The organism is Desulfobacterales bacterium (assembly GCA_021647905.1).
Lineage (GTDB): Bacteria > Desulfobacterota > Desulfobulbia > Desulfobulbales > BM004 > JAKITW01.
On record JAKITW010000008.1, the window covers coordinates 14,111 to 34,911 of the forward strand.

Sequence of the window (20,801 nt, forward strand, 5' to 3'; positions counted from 1 at the left end):
TTAAAAAACTTACATCATGATGCTCTTGACCGCGCTCTGGGCGATCTCCACCATCCCGGCCGGGGCCACGCCCATGGCAATGATGATCAGCATCAGGGCCAGGCTGACCAGCTTGGTGGAAAAGTCCACGGTCAGCGGTCCCCGTTCCTCCTGATCGGTGCAGAAGCTGACCCGGACCACCGACAGGTAGTAATAGATGGCAATGGCGGTGTTCAGGGCCGCCAGGATGACCACGGTCAGGAAACCGTTCTCCAGGGCGTTTGTCAACAGCATGAATTTACCCATGAACCCGACAAAGGGCGGGATTCCGGCCAGGGCGAACATGCCCACGGTCAGGGTCAGGGACAGAATCGGCGACCGTTTGTAGAGCCCGGTGAGATCGCTGACCAGGATATTCTCGCCCTGGCTCGACACCTTGCAGATCACCAGGAAGCAGGCCAGGTTCATCACCATATAACCGGTAATATAGTAGATGGCAAAGGCATAGCCCGACTCTTTCAGGGTGATCATACCCAGGATCACGAAACCGGCATGGGCGATCGCGGAAAAGCCCAGCATCCGCTTGATGTCTTTCTGGACCAGGGCCGACAGGTTGCCGTAAAACATGGAACAGACCGCCAGGACCGCAAGTACCGAGGCCACGCTGTCGCCGGCTGGCTCGGCCATCCCGGTCACCCGGATCAGCAGGGCCACGGCGCCCAGTTTCGGTATTGCGGCGATAAAGGTGGTGGTCTCGTTGGAGGCGCCCTGGTAGATATCCGGCAGCCAGAAATGAAAGGGGAGTACCCCGAGCTTGAAGAAAAAACCGCCCATTACCATCAACAGACCGACCACCACCGCCGGGGTGGGACCGATGTTTGCAATGGCCGGCACGATCTCGTTCAGGTAGGTGGAACCGGTCAGGCCGAAGAGATAGCTCATCCCGAAAAGCATCACCCCGGTGGCAACCACGCCGAACAGGATGTACTTGATGCCCGCCTCCATCTGGGTACGCAGGCCGGCATGATCATCACGCATCGGCACCAGGATATACAAGGCGAACGAGGAGAGTTCCAGGGCAACGACAATGGAGAGCAGCTCAACGCAGCTCACCAGCATCACCAGTCCCAGGGTGCTCAACAGAAGAAAGAGATAGTATTCGGTCCGGGTATTCTCGCGGATCCCCTTCAACTCGGTGCTGAACAGGAGCAGCAGGGCCAGCCCGCCCAGGATCAACAGCTTGAACAGCTGCGAAAATAAATCAATCCGATAGGCCCGGTAAAACAATTCCCCATTCATGTCCAGGCTCAGATAACAGGCCAGCACGCTGATCACCACCAGCCCGGTGGTGATGTTGCGGACTCGGCGCGGGGCCGGGTTGCCCAGGCTCAGCAGAAAAACCACCAGGCAGCTGAAGAGGAGAAATAACTCGGGGAGGAACAGTGCCATTTTCATTGTCTATCCTTCCAGGATTACAATTAATTCCTTACAAGTTTGTCGGTCTCGCAACAACCCGCTCGACGGACGTGATTCGTCTTGTAACTTGTTGATTTTATTGGGTGGCATTTGAAGCCTTTCGGGTTATTACGAGTTCATCAAGTTTCCTAAGGGACCAGGGTGGCCAGCATCGCGGCGGATTGCTGGATTTTCGCCACCTCCACCTGACCGATCAGGTGGGCGACGCTGGTATGCATGATGTCCATAAACGGCTTTGGCGCCAGACCGATCCAGAAGACAAAGAGCAGCAACGGGGCCAGGGTCAGGATCTCCCGGGCGGAGAGGTCGCTGAGATGGGACTGGTCCGGGTTGTTGACGCCGCCCCAGGCCACCCGCTGCAGCATCCGGAACATATAGGCGGCGGCCAGGAGCGCGCCGGGGATGGTGCAGGCGGCCAGGATCTTGTTATGGGTAAAGGCGCCGGCCAGGATCAGGAATTCGCCGACAAAACCGTTGGTACCTGGAAAGGCCAGGGACGACAGCGAGAAGAATGCCAGGAAAGTGACATAGACCGGCATGTACTGACCCACCCCGGCGGCAACGGCCAGTTCCCGGCTGTGGGTCCGCTCGTAGATCATCCCGACGCAGAGGAACAGGGCCCCAGTGGTGACCCCGTGGTTGATCATCTGCAGGAGGGCCCCTTCGATTCCCTGGGTATTGAAAACAAAGATCCCCAAGGTGATAAAACCCATATGACCGACACTGGAGTAGGCAATCAGTTTTTTCATGTCCTGCTGGGCCAGGGCGGTAAAGCCGCCGTAAAGGATGCCGGCCACCGACAGCCAGAGTACATAGGGCATGAGGGCCAGGCTGGCCTCCGGGGTAATCGGCAGGCAGAACCTCAAGAAACCGTAGGTGCCCATTTTCAGGAGTACGCTGGCCAGGATCACCGAGCCGGCGGTTGGCGCCTCAACATGGGCCGCCGGCAACCAGGTATGGAAGGGGAACATCGGCACCTTGATGGCAAAGGCCAGGAAAAAGGCCAGGAACACCCAGAACTGGAAGGCGGAAGAGTAGCCATTGCCCATCATCATCGGGATGGAGAAGGTGCCGTTTTCAAGGTACAGGGCGATGATCGCCACAAGCAGCATCACCGAGCCGGCCAGGGTATAGAGGAAGAACTTGATCGAGGCGTATACCTTGCGCGGTCCGCCCCAGATGGCGATGAGCAGGTACATCGGGATCAGCATCGCCTCCCAGAGGATATAGAAGAGAACAAAGTCCAGGGCCATGAACACCCCGAGCATCGAGGTCTCCATGATCAGCAGGCAGAACATGAACGGCCGCACCCGGGTCTTGATGTAGCGCCAGGAACCCAATACGCACAGCGGCATGAGCAGGGTGGTCATCAGTACCAGGAGCAGGCTGATCCCGTCCACCCCCAGGGTATAGTTTATCTTCAGCATCGGAATCCAGGCGTGGTGCTCGCCGAACTGGAACATGGCGGTCCCGGTATTAAAGTCCCGGTACAGGATCAGGGAGATCGCCGCGGTTACCAGAGTGACCAGCAGGGTCCAGAATTTGGCGCCCCCGTCGCTGGGAAGAAGGAAGAGCAGCATACTACCCGCGAGCGGCAGAAAAATCAGCACGCTCAGAATGGGGAACCCCAAACTATTCATGATCAGAAAATCTTGCATTCCCTCTATCCTTGAAAACTTATTAGGTTAGCCGAGCACGTAAGCGACAATCAACACCGCGATGATCGATACCGTGTAGAAAATATTGTACTGCAGCTGGCCGCTCTGCAGGACCCGGACCCGGTCGCCGGTCCGGCGAACCGTGCGGGCAATGCCGTCCACCACCCCATCGATGCCGTGCCAGTCAAACCAGGACCAGAAGCGGGCCGTGGTCATGAGTGGAATAAGGCCGGCCCACTGGTAGGCCATGCTAACCCCGTTATCGACCAGTTGAATCGGTTTGCTGGCCAGCCAGTAAACGCCGCGGCCGCCCATCCGGTAAAACCAGTCCATGTCGATGCTGATCGTCGGCTCCGGCGTCAGCTTCTTGAGCAGCAGGAAGAAGCCCAGGGCCGTGAACAGCAGGATCTGCATGGTTTCCGACAGATGATAGGCCGTATACGGATTCCAGAGGACCGGATAGGGCAGCATGTTATAGAGATAGGGGGTGTAACAGCCGATGAAGATGCAGAGAAATGCGGCTATCGCCATGGCCACGTTCATATTGAGCGGCGGCTCCTTGGCCCTTTCCCATACTTTCTTGCTGCAGTTGTTCTTACCGAACCAGATATAGTAGGGCACCTTCAGGCCGGTATGGAGGAAGGTCCCGGCGCCGGCCAGGGTCAGGCCGAACCCGGCCCAGTAGATGTGCTCCTCAAAACCAGCGGCAATGATCATCGATTTGGAAACAAAGCCGGAAAACAGGGGAAAGGCGGAGATCGACAGGCCGCCGATCAGGGTGAAGACAAAGGTCATGGGCATCTTTTTGTACAGGCCGCCCAGTTCGGTGAACTTGCTGGTGCCGGTCATCTGCAGCACGGAACCGCAGCCCATGAACAACAGTCCCTTGTAGAGGATATGGGCAAAGGCATGGGCGCAGGTGCCGTTGATTGCCATCTCAGTGCCAATGCCGACGCCGGCGACCATGTAGCCGACCTGTGAGATAATATGATAGGCGAGCAGCCGGCGGCAGTCGTTTTCAAGCACGGCATAGACCACGCCATAGAGCGCCATGAACACGCCCAGGGGCAGCAGGATCTCCAGGCCGGCGCAGCCGCGGGCCAGGGCATAGACCGCGGTCTTGGTGGTAAAGGCGCACATGAAGACCGCCCCGCCCACCGTTGCCTCACCATAGGCGTCCGGCAGCCAGGCATGCAGCGGCGGCACTGCGGCATTCAACATAAAGCCGCACATGATCAGATAGGTGTAAAGTTCGGGGTTATTGACATTGAGCAGGGTAAAGGAAAGATCACCGCCAGTGGCCCGGTAGCGCAGGATAATGCCGGCCAGCAGAATAAGGCCGCCCGCGGTGTGGACCAGCAGGTAACGGTAACCAGCGGGCATTGATTCCGGTCTTCTTCTGAACCAGACCAGGAAAACAGAGGCAAAGGCCATCAGTTCCCAGAACAGGAAGAGGACCATGAAATCGGCGCAGTAAATCACCCCCAGAGCCCCGGCCACGTAGAGCCAGGCCGCGATGTGCTGGGCGTCTTCTTCAACGTGCATTCCGTAGATAGTGCCGATGATGGCCATCAGGGTCATGATATAGCCGAATACCTGGCTCAGCTTGTCCACCCGGCCGAAAACCAGGCGCCAGTCCAGAAACTGAAATATCCCGTAGGTACCGTGATGACCACTGAGATGGATTACCGAGGCAAAGGCCAGCACCGGCACCAGGACAAGATAGGGCTTTCTGAGCGGCCCCCGAAACAGCGGCAGCAGCAGGGCACCGATGATCATGATAAATGCAGGATGGATAAAATCAGTCATAATAGTCCTCGCGGGTCATGATACCCAGATGGCCGTACCATTTTGACAGAATAATGATAAGCGCACAGCCGACAAAACCGAACACCGACCAGAAACCGGGCAGGTGTTCTATCCTGGTGTGGGCGTGGGTCTTGTCGACAAAGATATCAATAACCACCAGCAAGGCCAACACCCCGTAGCAACAGCGGATTACAATCTTCAGCCGATCACGAAAAAAGTCGATTAATTTTACCAGATTCATGACATCACCAAATTGATGGGATTGCTAGTTTAACAAAGGACATGAAGAAGTCAGGATAGATGCCAATAAGAACGGAAATAATTGCAGTTAAGAACAGTGGCGCCACCATGGAGATGGGTGCCTCCTTCACTCCTTCATAAACCTCGCCCGGCGGCCGCTTGCCAAAGAAGGCCCTATAGGTGATCGGCGCGAAATAGGCCACATTGAGCAGGGTGGACGCCAGCAGCACCAGGATGAAGGCTATATAGTGGCTGGAATGCATCTCCAGGGTGCCCATCAGCAGTTTCCATTTGGTGACAAAACCAGCCACCGGCGGGGCCCCGATCATGGTCAGCGAGGCCAGGCCGAAGGCGGCAAAGGTAAAGGGCATGCTCTTTCCCAGGCCGTTCATCTCGGAGATATTTTTTTTGTGGGTGGCAACGTAGATGGCGCCGGCGCAGAAGAACAGGGTGATCTTGGCAAAGGCGTGATTGGCGATATGGATGATGCCGCCCTGGACGGCGCTGGGGGTAAGGAGGGCCACCCCCAGTATTATATATGACAACTGGCTGACCGTTGAATAGGCGAGCCGCATCTTGAGATTGTCCTTGGTCAGGGCGATGACCGAGGCCAGAATAATGGTAAAGGAGACATAATAGGCAGTCGGGATGCCCAGGTGCAGGCGGGCCATGGTATCGACACCAAACACATAGAGCATGACCCGGGTAGTGGCGAACACCCCGATCTTGACCACGGCCACGGCATGCAGCAGGGCGGAAACCGGGGTCGGCGCGACCATGGCGCCGGGCAGCCAGTGATGGAACGGCATGATGCCGTTTTTTGCGAAGCCCACCAGGCAGCAGATAAAGATAATCGTTACCAGGGTCGGGTCGGCGGAGGCCGGGAAGATGCCGGTATGGATGTTGGTCGGGAATTCCAGGGTCCCACACACCACGTAGGTAAGGACCAGGGCCGGCAACAGCATCATTTTGGCGGTGCCGGCCAGGTAGACCAGATATTTTTTGGCGCCGTCATAGCCCTCCTCATCCTGGTGGTGACCGACCAGGGGGTAGGTGCAGATGCTGACGATTTCATAAAAAAGATAGAGGGTGAAAAAATTGCCGGCCATGGCGCCGCCGACAGCGCCGAACAGGGCCAGGGCGAAACAGGAGGCAAAACGGGACTGGGCATGTTCATTGAGTCCCCTCATATAGCCGGCCGAGTAGAATACCGTCACGATCCACAGGAAGGAGGCAACCACGGCAAAGACCATGCCAAAGGCGTCCACCCCGAATTTGACGCTGACGCCCGGCAGGATACGGAACAGCGTATATTCAATGCGGTTGCCGGCCCATATGTCGGGGATCATCGAGGCGACGATGGAGAACATGACAACCGCGCAGACAAAAGACCAGAACTCACGCAGGTTGGGTCTCCGGCGGGAAAATATGATAAGTAAAACGCAGGCCAGGGCCGCAAGTATGGCAAGCACCGGTCTTATGGAGATAATGGTTTGCATAGTGGTCTGCCCTCGTCCTTATCCTTTGAGTTCCACCACGTCCTCGGTTTCAACGGACCGGTAGTTGCGGTAAACGGCGATGATGATGCTGAGCGCAATGGCGGCCTCGGCCGCGGCAATCCCCATGATGAACAGGGTAAAGATCTGGCCCACCGTCGGGTCCGGCGCCAGAAAGCGGTTAAAGGCCATGAAGTTGATCGAGGCGCCGCATAAAACGAGTTCCGCGGCAATCAACATCCCGATCAGGGTCCGCCGCTGGACCATGCCGTACATCCCCATGCCGAACATCAGGGCGCCGAGGATCAGGTAGATGTCCAGGCTGTTGCTTAAACTCATGATTGTCATGATTCCCTCCCGCCCAGTCCGCGGCCGGGCCGACCGAGAACCAATGCGCCGATAATCGCCACCAGCAGAACCACGGAGATGAGTTCAAAGACCATGCTGTAGGTGGTGAGCAGAGATGTACCGATCTCCAGCATTGAGCCGTTGTTCAACTTGGCCGGGGCCGCGGCCCACGGGGTCATGGCGGCCAGGGCGGTCAGCCCCCAGAAGAACAGGACCCCGACCAGGAAGCTGGCCCCGCCGGCCAGCAGGCCCGAACCGCCGGGCCGCTCGCCGGGGTCCGGATCGGCCAGCATGATCGCAAAGGCAATGGTCACGCAGACCGCGCCGACATAGATCAGCATCTCCATCATGGCGACAAAGGGGCTGTTCAGATAGTAGTAAATACCGGCCACCCCGATAAAACAGAGGGCAAGCCCGGTTACCGCCCGGATCAGCCGCACCGAATTGGTGGCAATCACCGCGCCGAGCACGGTAACCCCGATCACTGCCAGGAACACCAGTTCCGATAGCCCTTCCGCCGTGTACACAGACACCATCAGCTTCTTTCCTTTAGTCTTTTGATGAGATCAAACACATACGCCTCTCGGCTCGGCCCGGCCAGGTTGAACTCCTTGGAAAAGTCGATCGCGCCCGGCTTGCAGCTTTCAACACAGAGACCACAGAGGCTGCACTTGGTAAAATCAAGGGTGTATTCGGTCAGGACCTTTTTTTTGGACCCCTCCGGTTTCTTGCCGGCCAGGGTGATACATCCCGAGGGGCAGGCCTTCTGGCACATCCCGCAGACAATGCATTTGGGTCCGCCGGTCTCCTCGTTCTTGACCAGGTCGATATGTCCCCGGAACCGCGGGGTCATCTTCACGTATTCGCGGGGATACTGCATGGTCACCACCGGCTGGAAAAATGCCTTGATGGTGATGCCCAGGCCCACGGCCAGACTCTTGGTCCCGCCTAAAACATCGCTCCAGTAGTTGCTCATAGTTACAACACCTTTAATATGGCGGCCGTCAGCAGGAGAATCGACAGGGAGAAGGGGATCAGCACCTTCCAGGAAAGGTTCAGCAGGCCGTAAATGGTGGTACGGGGATAGGTCCAGCGGATCCAGACCACGGTAAAGATCAGGAGATAGAGCTTGATCAGGAACCAGTGCACCCCGGGGAAGAGGCCGAACGGGCATTGCCAGCCGCCCAGGAACAGGATGGTGGCCAGGGCGCAGCCGACAATGATGTTGGCATACTCACCCATGAAAAAGACCCCGAAGCCCATGCCCGGATACTCGGTATAGGCCCCGGCGATCAGTTCACTCTCCGCCTCGGCCATGTCGAACGGGGCCCGGTTGGTCTCGGCCAGGGAGCAGATAAAGAAGATCAGAAAGGAGATCGGCATGATCGCGGCCAGGAGAAAGTTCTTGCCCAGCGGCAGGATATTCCAGTTCCAGAAGCCGCCGGCCTGCTGGGCCACGATCTCGTTCATGTTCAGGGTGCCGGTGATCATCACAATGGTAATGGTGGTGACCAGCATCGGGATCTCATAGGCCACGTTCTGGGACACGGCCCGGGCCGCGGAGATCACCGCATACTTGTTGCCCGAACCCCAGCCGCCGATCAAGAGGCCGAGCACGTTGACCGAGGCAAAGGCAAAGACCATCAACAGGCCCAGATCGATCTTCCGGGCCACCAGTACGTCGCTGAAAGGGATGGTGACAAAACTCATCACCGCCGGAATCAGGATCAACAGCGGCGCCACCCGGAAGAGGATCGGATCGACATGGTCGGGCACAAAAAGCTGCTTGCTCATCAGCTTGACGCCGTCAACCACGGTCTGCAGGAGGCCGTAGGGGCCGACCTCCTTCGGGCCGATCCGCCGCTGGATGTGGCCGGCGCCCTTCCGTTCAACCCAGACCAGGAAGGCGGCGTTAAAGGCGATGAAGCCGATAACCACCAACAGGGATATGAGCAGCCGTACAACAGGGTTTGCAGTCATAAAAGAACTCCTTACCGATCGATCTCCGGAATTACCAGGTCAAGACTACCCATCAGGGCAAGGGCATCGGCCAGGATCATTCCCTCGGCCGCCTCGCCGAACAGGCTCAGGTTGGAAAAGGTTGGCGAACGCAGTTTCATCCGATAGGGGGTATTGGTCCCGTCGCTGACCACCCGCATCCCGAAAGAGCCCCGGGCCGCCTCCACGTTGCCGTAGTAATCGCCCTTTTCCGGTTTAATCAGTTTGGGCTTTTTCTTCGGCATGATCGGGCCGTCGGGCAGTTTGGCAATGGCCTGCTCGATAATCCGCATGCTCTGCTCCATCTCGTCCATCCGCACCATGTAGCGGGCCATGGAATCGCACTCGGGATAGACCGGGATATCGAAGTCAAACTCCGGATAGACCGAATATGGTTCGTGCTTGCGCACGTCGAAGTTGACCCCGGAACCGCGCAGCACCGGCCCGGTGGCCCCGTACTTGCGGCACATCTCCGCGGAGAGGATGCCGATGCCTTCCAGCCGTTTGCGCAGGATGATATTCTTGGTGACCAGGTCGTGGTACATCGGTATCCTGGACCTGAGCCGCTTGATGAACTCGATGCAGCCGGTGAGGAAGCTGTCGTCCACGTCGTTGTAGACCCCGCCGAAACGGAAATAGCAGAAGGTGAGCCGGGCCCCGGTCACCGATTCCAGCAGGTCAAGGATAATTTCCCGGTCATCGAATGCATAGAGCAGCGGGGTAAAGCCGCCCAGGTCGAGGACAAAGGCGCCGAACCAGAGGAGATGGCTGGCGAGCCGGTTCATCTCCACGGTGATCACCCGCAGATACTCGGCCCGTTCCGGCACCTCGATCCCGGCGGCCCGTTCCACGGTAAGGGCGTAGCCGTGGTTGTAGGACAGGGCGCCGAGGTAATCCAGCCGGCCGGTGTTGGGCCAGAACTGAGCCCAGGTGCGGGTTTCCCCCATTTTTTCATGCATCCGGTGGATGTACCCGAGTACCGGCACGGCCTTGACGATATACTCGCCGTCCATGGTGAGCACCACCCGGAGCACCCCGTGGGTGGCCGGATGCTGGGGCCCGAGGTTGAGCTCAAAGGTCTCCAGGGTGTGGTCGATGACTGTGGTACTCATGCTTTGAAATCCTTGAGTAAGGGATGGAAATCAGCGTCTTCGGGCAGGAGCAAGGGGACAAGGTAGGGATGACCGGTGAACTTGATGCCGAAGAAATCGTGGGTTTCACGCTCATGCCAGTCCGCCCCGGGATAGACTCCGGAAATGGTGGGCACCTCGGGGGTCTGCCGCAAGAGCCGCACCCGGACCGTTACCCGGCAGAGTTCCTCCATATGATTGAAGTCGTAGACCACCTCCATCTGCGGCGGCGGGGGTGGTGGCGGCGGGGTCTCCTCCTCGGCCGGCGCCTGGTCGTCCGTTTTTTTGCTGACCGGTTTTTTCCTGGCCTTGTCAAAGCTCAGCAGATCGACCCCGGTGATCGCCTCGATGAAAAAACCTTCCTTATCCAAGACTTCTACTGCGGCAACCAGTTGCTCCGGCTCCACCAGGATATCCAGATGATAGCCCTTGGCCGGATAGTCGGTGGCAGTGACCGCAATGGTCTCAACGCTGGCGATGGCGTTCTGTATTCTTTCAAGGATCATGATCAGCCGGCCTCCACCCGGGGCCAGCTCTTGCGCCGGAACCCGGTTATCTTTTCTTCCAGTTCCATGATCCCCTCGAGCAGGGCCTCGGGCCGGGGCGGACAGCCGGGGATGTAGATGTCCACGTCCAGGAACTGGTCGGCGCCCTCGACGATCCCGTACTGGCCGTCAAACTTGAAGGGGCCGCCGGATATGGCGCAGTTGCCCATGGCAATGACCCATTTGGGTTCCGGCATCTGGTCGTAAAGGGTTTTTACCGCAGGCGCCATTTTCTTGGAAATGGTCCCGGCCACGATCATCACGTCGCATTGCCGGGGCGAGGGCCGGAAGACCTCGGCCCCGAAGCGGGCAAGGTCGAAACGGGCGGCGCCGGCGGCCATCATCTCAATGGCGCAGCAGGCCAGGCCGAAGGTCATTGGCCAGAGGGAGTTCGCCCTGCCCAGGGCAAGGAGTTTGTCGAGCAGGGCAAACTGAACTATTGGCGCTTGTACGATTTCCTTTCCCACTTAAACACTCCCTTGGTCCAAGCATAGATTATCGCCAGAGACAGGATCCCGACAAAGATCACTATCTCGACAAAGGCACGGGTATCCGAGATGACGGCGGGATCCAGTTTCTGGTAGGCGACTGCCACTGGAAACAGAAAGAGCACATCAACATCAAAGGCCAGAAACATCAGGGCATAGAGGTAGTAGACGATCCCGAAGCGGACCCAGGCGGTACCGATGGGGCTGACCCCGCATTCGATTAACTGGGTTGTCTTGTTGCTGATGCTGCGGGTGGAACGATAGGAGAGGAAGAAAGCGATGATGAAGGGACCGATGGCAAAGGCGACCCCGCCTAGAAAAAAAGCGGCCACATAGAGGTGATCCAACAGCGGCGGTTGTTCCACGGACAGGCTCCTTACAGGTTAGGTTCGCAGGAGGGCTCCCAGCATATACGGGCTGATTTTTAATGCACTCGCGACCCCTTGTCAAGAAAATACTGAATGAAGATTCAGGATTTCTGAATGGTCATTCATGAAAAAAACATACCAAGATCAGGCTGTTTCCCCGGACCTGCGAGGAAAGAGCTGATTGGCCGGGATTTAAGTTTGCCAAAAAAAGGGGGGTGTCGGAGCGGTATGTCCGGGAAGCAGAAAAAAGGCCCCGGCAAACTCCCCCGGGGCTGGAGCCGATTCGGTTCAGCCGAGCCGGGCCAGGGCGGCCCGCAGCCGGTTCATGCCCTTGGCAATGGTTTCCATGGAGACGGCAAAGGAGAAGCGGATAAAGGGGTCGGCGCCAAAGGCGATCCCCGGGACGCTGGCGATTCGCGCCTCATCCAGGAGATAATCGGCCAGGTCAAGGGAGTTGTTGATCGGCCGGCCGTTGAAGCTGCGGCCGTAGTAGGCGGAAAAGTTGGGAAACAGGTAAAAGGCGCCCCTGGGTATGACGCAGGAGACATTGTCAAGCGAGGTCAGTCGCTTGACAAAAAAATCACGCCGGGGCAGAAAGGCGTCCCGCATCATGGCCGGGAAATCCTGGGGGCCGGTCAGGGCCGCCAGGGCCGCCTTCTGGGCCACTGACGAGGGATTGGAGGTGGACTGGCTCTGGACCTTGTTCATCGCGGCAATTATCGGTTGCGGGCCGACTGTATAGCCGATCCGCCAGCCGGTCATGGCAAAGGATTTTGAGACTCCGTTCAGGATCAGGGTCTGGTCCTTCAGGCGTGGCTCCACCTCCAGAATATGGGGCAGGGGATCGTTGCCATAGGTGATGGTGTCGTAGATATCATCGCTGATAATGATCCAGCCCCGTTCCAGGGCCATCCTGGCCACCGCCTCCAGGGCCCTGGCGCTGAATATCGAACCAATGGGATTGGAGGGACTGTTCAGGATGATCGCCCGGGTCCGGTTGGTGGCGAACTTTTCGAGCATGGCCGGGTCGAGGTCGAAACCATCCGCCTCGGCCAGGGGAACGAACACCGGGGTGCCGCCGGCCAGTTGGACGATGGGCGGGTAGGAGACCCAGTAGGGGGTGGGGATCAATACCTCGTCCCCGGGATTGATCAGGACCTGGGCCATGTTGTAGAGGCCGTGCTTGCCGCCGCAGCATACCTGGACCTGATCCGGTTCGTAGGTCCAGCCGTGGTCAACGGCCAGCCGGTCGACCACGGCCCGGCGCAGTTCCAGGATGCCGGGTACCGCGGTGTAGCGGGTAAAGCCGGCGTCAATGGCAGCCTTGCCCGCCTCGCAGACATGGGGCGGAGTGCCGAAGTCCGGCTCACCGACACTGAAGTTGAGAATATCGGCCCCCGCGGCCTTGAGGGCCTTGGCCTTGGCATTCACCGCCAGGGTCGGTGAAGGTTTGATCTGGGCCACCCGCTCTGCCAAAGTTAATGAAAAAGACTCCATCCGGCATCACCTTTGCGTGAGTTTATCTGAAATTCGCCACAACGTACCCCCTTGCCACGGCCGGAGTGACGCCTTTCCTTGATTATTGTTTCGTTATGGTTGCAGCCTGAAATTCGGTCCGGCCGTGCCGGTCAATAATGCACCTCTTTGAGAAACAGGCCGCGGGCCGGTGCGGTCGGTCCTGCCGCGGCCCGGTTCCTGGCCGCGATAACCGACATGAATTCATCCGGGCTTCGCTGGCCCCGGCCGACCTGCAACAGGGTGCCGACGATGTTGCGCACCATGTGGCGCAGGAACCCGTCACCGGTTATCTCGAACCGGAACCGCCCGGCCACCGGCGGGTTGATCAACCGGACACTGAATATTTCCCGCACCGGGCCGCGCCCCTGTTTCCGGCTCGGGTCCCGGGAACCGGCGGCCTCGAAACTGGAGAAATCATGGCTGCCGACAAGGAGCCGGGCACAGGCCCGCATGGCCTCACGATCGAGCCGGCCGGGGACATGGGCGCTGTAAAGCCGTTGGCAGGGCATCTGGACCGGGCCGGTACAGATATCATAGTAATAGGTCTTGGCCCGGGCGCTCCGGCGGGCATGGAAATCATCCCCTGCCTCACCGGCCTCAATCACCCGGATATCAACCGGTAACATGCTGTTTAAACCCATCCGAAACCCGGTGCAAGGAATAATTGCCCTGGTATGAAAACTGGCAACCATTCCCAGGGCATGAACCCCGGCATCGGTACGGCCGGCCCCGTGCAGGGTGATTGGCGCCGAGGTCATGGTATTGATGGCCGCCTCGATCATCCCCTGCACGGTCTTCTGGTCGCGCTGCTTCTGCCAGCCGGCGTAGTTGGTGCCGTCAAAGGCGAGCAGCAGCCTGATGTTTCGCGCCCTGCTCACGGAAATAAGGGCACTGTTGCCAGCCCTTCGGTTTCCGGAAAACCGCAGACCAGGTTCATGTTCTGCACCGCCTGACCGGCCGCGCCCTTGACCAGGTTATCAATGGCGGCCAGGACGATGATCCGGCCGGTGCGCTTATCCACCCGGCAGGCGAGATCGCAGAAATTGCCGCCCCGCACATACTGGGTAGCCGGCAGGGCGCCCGGTGCGCAGATCCGGACAAAGTAGTGGTCAAGGTAGAAATCGGCATAGAGCGCCAGGGCCTCTTCCGTGGTCAGCGGCTTGTTCAGCGTTGCATAAACCGTGCTCAGGATCCCACGGCACATGGGCACCAGGTGCGGGGTAAAGGAGATTCGTACCGGCCGGCCGCTCAGTATACCCAGTTCCTGCTCGATCTCCGGGGTATGCCGGTGTACCCCGCCCACCTTATAGGCCTGGAAACCGTTGCTCAGCTCACAGAACAGGCTGCCGACCTGGGCGCTCCGGCCAGCGCCCGAGGCGCCGGACTTGGAATCGGCGATAATGGTGGCCGGATCGATAAGCCCGGCCTTGAGCAGCGGGGCCAGGCCGAGGATGATACTGGTGGGGTAACACCCCGGGTTGGCGACCAGCCGGGCGGCGCGGATCGCCTCCCGGTGCAGTTCCGGCAGGCCGTACACTGCTTCGGCCAGGTATTGCTTGGCCGCGTGCGGCTGGTACCACTCTTCATATACCGCGGGATCGTGGATCCGGAAGTCGGCGGACAGATCCACCACCTTGCATCCGGCATCCAACAGAGCGGGAACGATATTCATCGCGGTCTGGTGCGGTACCGCGGTAAAAAAGAGATCCGCGGCCTTGGCCAGGGATGCCGGCTCGGCATCAACACAGGCGAGGTCAACGATGTTTTTAAGATTGGGATAGACCGCGCTTAAGGGCTGTCCCTTATATCGGCGGGAGGTGACAACGGTCAGCTCGACCCCGGAATGAAGGGCCAGGATTCGCGCCAGCTCCACCCCGGTGTAACCGGACGCACCGATTATTCCGACCTTGACCATTTCCTTGATCTCCTTAATAGAGTTTATCGCGGTCCGCATCCCGGCCCGTTCCCGGGTAACTGATCACAGGGGGTGTAACTTCACGGTATCACTACCCCTCAAACCTGTGATTGCCTTTCCCGGGGTGGAAACAAAAACAGGGAAAGACAAACACTCTTGTCTTCCCCTGGAGTCCGTAGCCGGATAAGCACGGCGGCAAACCGATCGGTATGCCCTTAGCGCTTGGAAAACTGGAACTTTGCCCTGGCCCCCTTCTGGCCGTACTTCTTCCGTTCCTTGGTACGCGGGTCGCGGGTCAGCAGGCCGGCCTTTTTCAGGGTCAGCCGGAACTCAGGGTTGACTTCGAGCAGGGCCCGGGAAATCCCGTGGCGCAGGGCCTCGGCCTGGGCCGCCTTGCCGCCGCCGCGCAGGGTGGCGACCACATCGAACTGGGTCTCGGTTTCAGTGGTGGCAAAGGGTTTCTCCACCTTCTGCCGGGTGTAGCCGGCGCCGAAATAGTCCTCAACGGATTTCTTGTTAACGACAATCCGGCCATTGCCCGGTTTAACCCAGACCCGGGCCACGGCGTTCTTTCTCTTCCCGGTCGCGTAATGCCTCTGTTCAGCCATTCCTTTATCTCTCCAAATATGCAGTTGCCCGCTCGATCTCTACAAAAGCCTAGATGGCCAGCGCCACCGGTTGCTGGGCCTCATGGGGATGCTCGCCGCCGGCATAGACCTTGAGTTTCTTCAACTGGGCCCGGCCCAGGGTGTTCTTGGGAAGCATCCCCTTGACCGCGGCCCGGATGAGTTCTTCCGGTTTCTTTTCCAGCACCTCTTTGGCGGTCTGCTCGGTAAGGCCGCCCATGTACCCGCTGTGGCGATAATACATCTTGTCGGTGAGCTTTTTGCCGGTCAGTCTGATCTTCTCGGCATTGACCACCACGATGAAATCACCCACATCCATGAAGGGCGAATAATTGGGTTTATGCTTGCCCCGCAGGCGGGTGGCGATCTCGGTAGCCAGGCGGCCGAGGACCTTGTCTTCAGCGTCGACTATGTACCAGTTTTTTACGATTTCCTTGACCGGGGTCAAATGGGTCTTCATGGGCCAGTATCCTCAATATTCCATCAAAAAGTCACGGTGCCACCGTCCAGGCATCCCGAACGATTGGCAAGGGTGTTTTTATAAAGCGAAACGCGCCCGGAGTCAACAAAAAAAGGCTCGAACGAGTCGAACCTTCATTCTGTAAAAAAATGGAGCGGGAAACGAGATTCGAACTCGCGACTTCAACCTTGGCAAGGTTGCACTCTACCACTGAGTTATTCCCGCCCGGATGCAATCCAAGAGCTACAAAACGTCGCGACTATAACCGAGGCCGCGGCTGGTTGTCAATAAAAATTCGCCGGCCGGTTAACCCGGTATATCTCAGCGCCGGGCCCGCGCCAGACAAGATAATTCCGGCCTGGTACCTACCCGGTGATGAGTTACGAAACAACCCCCCGTATCTTCCGGCGGCCGCCCTGGTACAGCCGCTGATTTTGTCCGATGATCGCAAAAAGGCTATTGCCTCTGAATCCGACAACTTGTATAGATATACTATTCGGAGCACCACTGTCGCCCCTGTGCGGTGCCTGGTCCCATACCTTATATACTATAGCCAACGAGGAACCCCATGGAGAACGCGGCCGTCCGGACCGGCCAGGTCCATCGAAAGACCAAGGAAACCGAGATCAGTCTGTCCCTGACCCTGGACGGCCGGGGCAAGGCCGATATTGCCAGCGGTATCGGCTTTATGGATCATATGCTGACCCTGTTTGCGGTGCATGGTTTTTTCGACCTGACAGTGAGCGGCAGCGGGGATACCGAGGTGGATGACCACCACATGGTGGAGGATCTGGGTATCTGCCTGGGTCAGGCCCTGAAAAAGGCGCTGGGCGATTTCAGCGGTATCCGCCGCTACGGCACGGCCCTGGTGCCCATGGACGAAACCCTGGCCCGGGTGGTGCTGGACATCTCCAACCGTCCCTATCTCTACTGTGACGTGCCTGTTCCTGTCCAGAAAGTCGGCAGTTTCGACACCCAGCTGACCAAGGAGTTCCTGCGGGCCCTGGCCCTGCACGGCGGCCTGACCCTGCACGCGGAACTCCTGCATGGCGAAAACAGCCACCATATTATCGAGGCCGTGTTCAAGGCCCTGGGCCGGGCCCTGGCCCAGGCAACCGGCCCGGAGCCGCGGGCCCGGGGGGCACTCTCCTCAAAGGGGACACTGTAGGCCGGGTGCTGATCAGCGGGGTTGCCGGTTTTCCGCCCCTGGCAGACGGTTACCAAATCTCAAAGTTAGGATTCGGCCCCAGGGCCGACAGGAGGATTTACCGTGAAAAACAACCTGCTGGTCGCCATCGTTATCCTTATCCTGACGGTTGCCTGCGCGCCCATTACCCCGCAACCGGTTCAAGAGAGCAAGATATTTACGCCTGACATCAAGACCATTGCCTTCATGCCCCCTGAGGCGGCGGTGCCCGGGCCCCGGCTCGCGGCCGGGGTCGAGGTGCTCTCGGCCCTGCTCACTGAATATACCCGGAGCCATCCTGATACCAGGATGGTCGATCCGGTGCTGCTGGACAGTTCCCGGCTCGAAACCGGCAGCCGCGAAACCCTGGCCCGCGGCATCGGCCGGGAGATGGGCAGCGATGCGGTGCTGATCACCACCTTGCACCGCTATTTCCAGCGCGTCGGCAGCGCCATGTCCGTCCAACGGTCGGCCTCGGTTGCCTTTGAGATGAAACTGGTGGCAGTGTCCAGCGGCCGGGTCCTCTGGTTCGGCACCTTTGACGAAACCCAGCAGCCCGTACTTGAGAACCTCTTTCTTCTCCGCCGGGCCGCGGCCCGCGGATTCAGATTCATCACTGCCGAGGAACTGGCCCGGGAGGGGGTGGCCGGAAAACTCGGAGAATGCCCCTTTCTGGGAGATGATAACAAATAACCAGCATGGCTGGACCATATTTGTCGGTCTCGCAACAACCCGCTCGACGGACGTGATTCGTCTTGTAACTTGTTGATTTTATTGGGTGGCATTTGAAGCCTTTCGGGTTGTTACGAGTTCATCATATTTGTCGGTCTCGCAACAACCAGCGAGACGGACGTGTGTCATGTTGCAAGTTGTTGACTATCTCCTCCACTCTCCACCATGCAGACCTCGCCTGAATGCACCCCTTGTCTCCTGCGGCAGATCCGCTATGCGGCAAGGCTTGCCACCGACGACCCGGAACTGGAAAAAAAGGTCATTGCCCAGGCATCGGCCCTGCTCCCCTCCCTTGATCCGGAAATTTCGCCGCCGGAAAACGCGATTGCCATCTATGGGATGATCAGCCGGGTATCCGGCAATTGCGACCCCTTTGCCGCCCTGAAGCGGGCATCCAATGAATCCGCTACCGCCTTGCGGCCGGAACTGGAGCAGCGGATCGTGGCGGCCGCCGACCCCCTGCTTGCCGCGATCAGGCTGGCGGTTGCCGGCAATATCATCGATTACGGCAGCCACCATGATTTTGACATTGAGACGACCGTCAACAACTGCCTGGACCGGGAGTTGGTCCGGGACCATTACCAGAAATTCCGGCACGACCTGTCCCGGGTACCTGAAGGCGGGACCATCCTCTACCTGGGGGACAACTGCGGCGAACTGGTCTTTGACGGGATGGTGATCAAGATGCTCGCGGACATGGGCAAACGGGTGGTGCTGGCATTAAAGGAAAAAGCGATCATCAACGACGCCCTGGTAACGGACGGCCGGGAACTGGGCCTGGATGAGCACTGCATCATCATCAGCAACGGCACCGCCTGCCCGGGCACCCCGCTTAAAAACTGCAGCGCGGAGTTGCAGCATTTTTTCAGGACCGCCGACCTGATCATCAGCAAGGGCCAGGGCAATTTCGAGACCCTGTCCGACACCCCGGGACCGGTCTACTTCCTGCTCACGGTAAAATGTCCGGTGGTGGCCCGCCACCTGGCCGGACCGGGGTTCGACTGCCCGCAACTTACCGGAAAGGGCGAGCCGGTGCTGCTTCGGCACCGGCGGTGGCAGGGGTAAAAAAGGGGGATGATTACCTGGTTCTGCGTTATACCCGCAGTTCGGGCCGCCGGGCCGACTCTTTCCGGATGCGGCTGCCGGGCCGCCTGTTCATGACCTTGCGGGCCGTCTCGTGCTCGCCGGCCTCGGCAAAGGTGATCGCCATCATGATTCTGTCCCACGCGCTGATATTTTCCATTTGAGTCTTCATTGTATTTCTCCTCATTAAAGTCAGTATTGTCGGTCTCGCAACAACCCGCTCGACGGACGTGATTCGTCTTGTAACTTGTTGATTTTATTGGGTGGCATTTGAAGCCTTTCGGGTTGTTACGAGTTCATCAGTATTGAACCGGGTTAATTCCCTGGCTCGTTGTTTTGCCCTTAACTTTTGCAGATACTGTGCCATTTTTACAAAAATCGCATATCAGATTGAAATATAAGACTATATCATCGTCAGGGAGGAAAACGGTCACCCCGCGACAAGTGTTGCAAAGTTTAACGTTATTTTCAGATATTCCCGCCATACCAATAAAAACAAATGGTTACGGGCCATTGCGCCCCGCGAGGTAAGTGTTGCAAAGTTCAACAACTATCAGCGGCCCGGGGCTCGGCCGGAAAATTTGATGATTCCGGACAACATCGGTCGTTATGTGGGTGAAACGGACACTGCTTTAAGAAAGGGAAAGGGAGACTATTTGGTGCGCGGAGACCCGACCAACCGCTCGACCAGCCAGCCGTTTGCCAGTGAGAAGAGGATGATATAGAGCGACAGAATCACGGTGTAGCGCAGGCCGAAATAGTAGATCAGCACCGGTATAAAAGGAATCTTGACGTTGCGGTTGTAGAGGATCACCGCCAGAAAGGCCTGCCGGGCCCCGTGGCGGCGGAACTCGCTCAGCATCGGGTAGAGCATATAGGGCGGGCCGGAGACAAAGATTCCGCCGACCACTGCGTAGAGCCAGCCCTGCCAGCCCGAGTCCCGGCCCAGGTGCCTGCGGATCCAGGCCGGATCGAGGAGCAGGTTGATCAAGAACAACATCACAAAGACCAGGCCGAGAATCGGGATGATCTTGCCCGCCATCTGGCCGAACTCGACCAGGGCCCGGCCTGCCAGCTCCGGTTTGATCGCACCGGTTACTCCGTAGATGGCGAGCATGGCCAGAAAGAACTTAGGCCCGCTGCCAAGGCCCTTTTTTTTTTCAGCCGGCCCGGTCATGGCAGCAGACCGATGGTGGCCACCGTGGCCACGGCCACCAGAATCGCAAAGATGAAATTGACCCCGTTGCGGATCAGCGCGAACCGGCGGCCGAGAAAGGATGCCTCCAGGGGCAGCATCACCAGCCCCACCGTGGTCCAGGCCATGACAAAGGCGGTCACCGCCAGCAGGCTCACCCCCTTGTCCAGCAACTCGCCGCCAGCCACATAACTGGTAATGGGAATCCCGAAGGAGATGCTGCCTGCTGCTGCCCCGATCAGCGGGTCGGCCAGGTAGTTGCCGGTGAACCATTGCGAGTAATGGCGGGCCAGGATCGGGTCGACCAGGCTGATCAGCAGCAGCACCCCGGCCAGGATCGGCAGGGCGGTCTTGAATACCGCCAGGGTTGCAAGGAGTGGTTTCTTCATTCAGGTTACCAGGGATCCGGGTTCAGGGAATCACTGCCCACTATATCCCTCTGCCCGGGATCAAAACAACATAAATCAGTTCCACTCCTTGACAACCGCCGCCACTGGCCCTATATTAGAATGAACGTTCGTTCTAGTGATAGGAACATGCATAACGTTGCA

24 protein-coding genes and 1 tRNA gene are annotated in these 20,801 nt (G+C 58.6%); 3 read left to right on the forward strand and 22 right to left on the reverse strand.

The window, feature by feature from the left end:
* Positions 1-9: 9 nt before the first annotated feature.
* From L3J03_02480 to L3J03_02570, 19 genes are all read right to left on the reverse strand, one after another.
* Positions 10-1,434, reverse strand: coding sequence for an NADH-quinone oxidoreductase subunit N (locus L3J03_02480; GenBank protein MCF6289856.1), 1,425 nt, complete (start codon positions 1,432-1,434; stop codon positions 10-12).
* A 149-nt stretch (positions 1,435-1,583) separates the two neighbouring features.
* Positions 1,584-3,113 carry an NADH-quinone oxidoreductase subunit M gene (locus L3J03_02485; GenBank protein MCF6289857.1) on the reverse strand — a complete coding sequence of 510 codons (1,530 nt, stop codon included), beginning with the start codon at positions 3,111-3,113 and terminating at the stop codon, positions 1,584-1,586.
* Positions 3,114-3,140: 27 nt separating this feature from the next.
* Positions 3,141-4,922, reverse strand: a complete 1,782-nt coding sequence (locus L3J03_02490; GenBank protein ID MCF6289858.1) for a Na(+)/H(+) antiporter subunit D — start codon at positions 4,920-4,922, stop codon at positions 3,141-3,143.
* Positions 4,915-5,163 carry a hypothetical protein gene (locus L3J03_02495; protein ID MCF6289859.1) on the reverse strand — a complete coding sequence of 83 codons (249 nt, stop codon included), beginning with the start codon at positions 5,161-5,163 and terminating at the stop codon, positions 4,915-4,917. Before L3J03_02495 ends, L3J03_02490 begins: the two co-directional genes overlap by 8 nt.
* Before the next feature lie 4 nt (positions 5,164-5,167).
* Entirely contained in the window at positions 5,168-6,661 is a 1,494-nt protein-coding gene (locus L3J03_02500; GenBank protein ID MCF6289860.1) for a monovalent cation/H+ antiporter subunit D family protein, read from the reverse strand.
* A gap of 18 nt (positions 6,662-6,679) precedes the next feature.
* Positions 6,680-7,006 (reverse strand): NADH-quinone oxidoreductase subunit NuoK, encoded by a 327-nt coding sequence (nuoK, locus tag L3J03_02505; protein ID MCF6289861.1) that lies wholly within the window; start codon positions 7,004-7,006, stop codon positions 6,680-6,682.
* The gene (locus L3J03_02510) at positions 7,003-7,542 is read right to left on the reverse strand and encodes an NADH-quinone oxidoreductase subunit J (GenBank protein MCF6289862.1); all 540 of its coding nucleotides are present in this window, start codon (positions 7,540-7,542) and stop codon (positions 7,003-7,005) included. The genes nuoK and L3J03_02510 overlap by 4 nt, the downstream gene beginning before the upstream one ends.
* Positions 7,542-7,982, reverse strand: a complete 441-nt coding sequence (locus L3J03_02515; GenBank protein MCF6289863.1) for an NADH-quinone oxidoreductase subunit I — start codon at positions 7,980-7,982, stop codon at positions 7,542-7,544. Before L3J03_02515 ends, L3J03_02510 begins: the two co-directional genes overlap by 1 nt.
* A 2-nt stretch (positions 7,983-7,984) precedes the next feature.
* Positions 7,985-8,986: an NADH-quinone oxidoreductase subunit H gene (locus tag L3J03_02520; protein MCF6289864.1), complete on the reverse strand. Its 1,002-nt coding sequence runs from the start codon at positions 8,984-8,986 to the stop codon at positions 7,985-7,987.
* A gap of 11 nt (positions 8,987-8,997) precedes the next feature.
* Positions 8,998-10,116: an NADH-quinone oxidoreductase subunit D gene (locus tag L3J03_02525; protein MCF6289865.1), complete on the reverse strand. Its 1,119-nt coding sequence runs from the start codon at positions 10,114-10,116 to the stop codon at positions 8,998-9,000.
* Complete coding sequence (locus L3J03_02530; protein ID MCF6289866.1) at positions 10,113-10,640, reverse strand: NADH-quinone oxidoreductase subunit C; 528 nt, start codon at positions 10,638-10,640, stop codon at positions 10,113-10,115. The genes L3J03_02525 and L3J03_02530 overlap by 4 nt, the downstream gene beginning before the upstream one ends.
* Before the next feature lie 2 nt (positions 10,641-10,642).
* A complete protein-coding gene (gene nuoB / locus L3J03_02535) occupies positions 10,643-11,134 on the reverse strand; it encodes an NADH-quinone oxidoreductase subunit NuoB (protein MCF6289867.1) in 492 nt (163 codons plus the stop codon).
* Positions 11,116-11,532, reverse strand: coding sequence for an NADH-quinone oxidoreductase subunit A (locus L3J03_02540; GenBank protein ID MCF6289868.1), 417 nt, complete (start codon positions 11,530-11,532; stop codon positions 11,116-11,118). Before L3J03_02540 ends, nuoB begins: the two co-directional genes overlap by 19 nt.
* Before the next feature lie 291 nt (positions 11,533-11,823).
* Positions 11,824-13,032, reverse strand: coding sequence for a pyridoxal phosphate-dependent aminotransferase (locus L3J03_02545; protein ID MCF6289869.1), 1,209 nt, complete (start codon positions 13,030-13,032; stop codon positions 11,824-11,826).
* A gap of 131 nt (positions 13,033-13,163) precedes the next feature.
* Positions 13,164-13,931, reverse strand: a complete 768-nt coding sequence (gene truA / locus L3J03_02550) for a tRNA pseudouridine(38-40) synthase TruA (protein MCF6289870.1) — start codon at positions 13,929-13,931, stop codon at positions 13,164-13,166.
* A complete protein-coding gene (gene argC, locus L3J03_02555) occupies positions 13,928-14,968 on the reverse strand; it encodes an N-acetyl-gamma-glutamyl-phosphate reductase (protein ID MCF6289871.1) in 1,041 nt (346 codons plus the stop codon). Before argC ends, truA begins: the two co-directional genes overlap by 4 nt.
* A gap of 215 nt (positions 14,969-15,183) precedes the next feature.
* On the reverse strand, positions 15,184-15,576 hold the full coding sequence (rpsI, locus tag L3J03_02560; GenBank protein ID MCF6289872.1) for a 30S ribosomal protein S9: 393 nt from the start codon (positions 15,574-15,576) through the stop codon (positions 15,184-15,186).
* Positions 15,577-15,625: 49 nt separating this feature from the next.
* Entirely contained in the window at positions 15,626-16,054 is a 429-nt protein-coding gene (gene rplM, locus L3J03_02565) for a 50S ribosomal protein L13 (protein MCF6289873.1), read from the reverse strand.
* Between the two features lie 150 nt (positions 16,055-16,204).
* A tRNA-Gly gene (locus L3J03_02570) sits at positions 16,205-16,279 on the reverse strand.
* 343 nt (positions 16,280-16,622) lie between these two features.
* Here L3J03_02570 and hisB point away from each other — a divergent pair.
* The 3 genes from hisB to L3J03_02585 all read left to right on the forward strand — a co-directional run bounded on the left by hisB (position 16,623) and on the right by L3J03_02585 (position 19,037).
* Positions 16,623-17,222, forward strand: a complete 600-nt coding sequence (gene hisB / locus L3J03_02575) for an imidazoleglycerol-phosphate dehydratase HisB (GenBank protein MCF6289874.1) — start codon at positions 16,623-16,625, stop codon at positions 17,220-17,222.
* Positions 17,223-17,324: 102 nt separating this feature from the next.
* A complete protein-coding gene (locus L3J03_02580; GenBank protein ID MCF6289875.1) occupies positions 17,325-17,933 on the forward strand; it encodes a hypothetical protein in 609 nt (202 codons plus the stop codon).
* A gap of 204 nt (positions 17,934-18,137) precedes the next feature.
* Positions 18,138-19,037 (forward strand): ARMT1-like domain-containing protein, encoded by a 900-nt coding sequence (locus tag L3J03_02585; protein ID MCF6289876.1) that lies wholly within the window; start codon positions 18,138-18,140, stop codon positions 19,035-19,037.
* A 28-nt stretch (positions 19,038-19,065) separates the two neighbouring features.
* Here L3J03_02585 and L3J03_02590 read toward each other — a convergent pair whose 3' ends face one another.
* The 3 genes from L3J03_02590 to L3J03_02600 all read right to left on the reverse strand — a co-directional run bounded on the left by L3J03_02590 (position 19,066) and on the right by L3J03_02600 (position 20,639).
* Positions 19,066-19,227 (reverse strand): hypothetical protein, encoded by a 162-nt coding sequence (locus L3J03_02590; protein ID MCF6289877.1) that lies wholly within the window; start codon positions 19,225-19,227, stop codon positions 19,066-19,068.
* Positions 19,228-19,707: 480 nt separating this feature from the next.
* Positions 19,708-20,232, reverse strand: coding sequence for a hypothetical protein (locus L3J03_02595; protein MCF6289878.1), 525 nt, complete (start codon positions 20,230-20,232; stop codon positions 19,708-19,710).
* Positions 20,229-20,639: a hypothetical protein gene (locus L3J03_02600; protein ID MCF6289879.1), complete on the reverse strand. Its 411-nt coding sequence runs from the start codon at positions 20,637-20,639 to the stop codon at positions 20,229-20,231. The genes L3J03_02595 and L3J03_02600 overlap by 4 nt, the downstream gene beginning before the upstream one ends.
* Positions 20,640-20,801: the final 162 nt, after the last annotated feature.

Bases quoted from the DNA above. Each gene is read 5' to 3' on its own strand.
- L3J03_02500 (MCF6289860.1), bottom strand. From the start codon at position 6,661: ATGCAAACCATTATCTCCATAAGACCGGTGCTTGCCATACTTGCGGCC.
- rpsI (MCF6289872.1), bottom strand. From the start codon at position 15,576: ATGGCTGAACAGAGGCATTACGCGACCGGGAAGAGAAAGAACGCCGTG.
- hisB (MCF6289874.1), top strand. From the start codon at position 16,623: ATGGAGAACGCGGCCGTCCGGACCGGCCAGGTCCATCGAAAGACCAAG.
- L3J03_02595 (MCF6289878.1), bottom strand. From the start codon at position 20,232: ATGACCGGGCCGGCTGAAAAAAAAAAGGGCCTTGGCAGCGGGCCTAAG.
- L3J03_02590 (MCF6289877.1), bottom strand. From the start codon at position 19,227: ATGAAGACTCAAATGGAAAATATCAGCGCGTGGGACAGAATCATGATG.
- L3J03_02525 (MCF6289865.1), bottom strand. From the start codon at position 10,116: ATGAGTACCACAGTCATCGACCACACCCTGGAGACCTTTGAGCTCAAC.
- L3J03_02520 (MCF6289864.1), bottom strand. From the start codon at position 8,986: ATGACTGCAAACCCTGTTGTACGGCTGCTCATATCCCTGTTGGTGGTT.
- L3J03_02530 (MCF6289866.1), bottom strand. From the start codon at position 10,640: ATGATCCTTGAAAGAATACAGAACGCCATCGCCAGCGTTGAGACCATT.
- L3J03_02545 (MCF6289869.1), bottom strand. From the start codon at position 13,032: ATGGAGTCTTTTTCATTAACTTTGGCAGAGCGGGTGGCCCAGATCAAA.
- L3J03_02485 (MCF6289857.1), bottom strand. From the start codon at position 3,113: ATGCAAGATTTTCTGATCATGAATAGTTTGGGGTTCCCCATTCTGAGC.
- L3J03_02480 (MCF6289856.1), bottom strand. From the start codon at position 1,434: ATGAAAATGGCACTGTTCCTCCCCGAGTTATTTCTCCTCTTCAGCTGC.
- L3J03_02515 (MCF6289863.1), bottom strand. From the start codon at position 7,982: ATGAGCAACTACTGGAGCGATGTTTTAGGCGGGACCAAGAGTCTGGCC.
- L3J03_02490 (MCF6289858.1), bottom strand. From the start codon at position 4,922: ATGACTGATTTTATCCATCCTGCATTTATCATGATCATCGGTGCCCTG.
- L3J03_02600 (MCF6289879.1), bottom strand. From the start codon at position 20,639: ATGAAGAAACCACTCCTTGCAACCCTGGCGGTATTCAAGACCGCCCTG.
- L3J03_02495 (MCF6289859.1), bottom strand. From the start codon at position 5,163: ATGAATCTGGTAAAATTAATCGACTTTTTTCGTGATCGGCTGAAGATT.
- L3J03_02510 (MCF6289862.1), bottom strand. From the start codon at position 7,542: ATGGTGTCTGTGTACACGGCGGAAGGGCTATCGGAACTGGTGTTCCTG.
- rplM (MCF6289873.1), bottom strand. From the start codon at position 16,054: ATGAAGACCCATTTGACCCCGGTCAAGGAAATCGTAAAAAACTGGTAC.
- nuoK (MCF6289861.1), bottom strand. From the start codon at position 7,006: ATGACAATCATGAGTTTAAGCAACAGCCTGGACATCTACCTGATCCTC.
- argC (MCF6289871.1), bottom strand. From the start codon at position 14,968: ATGGTCAAGGTCGGAATAATCGGTGCGTCCGGTTACACCGGGGTGGAG.
- L3J03_02585 (MCF6289876.1), top strand. From the start codon at position 18,138: ATGCAGACCTCGCCTGAATGCACCCCTTGTCTCCTGCGGCAGATCCGC.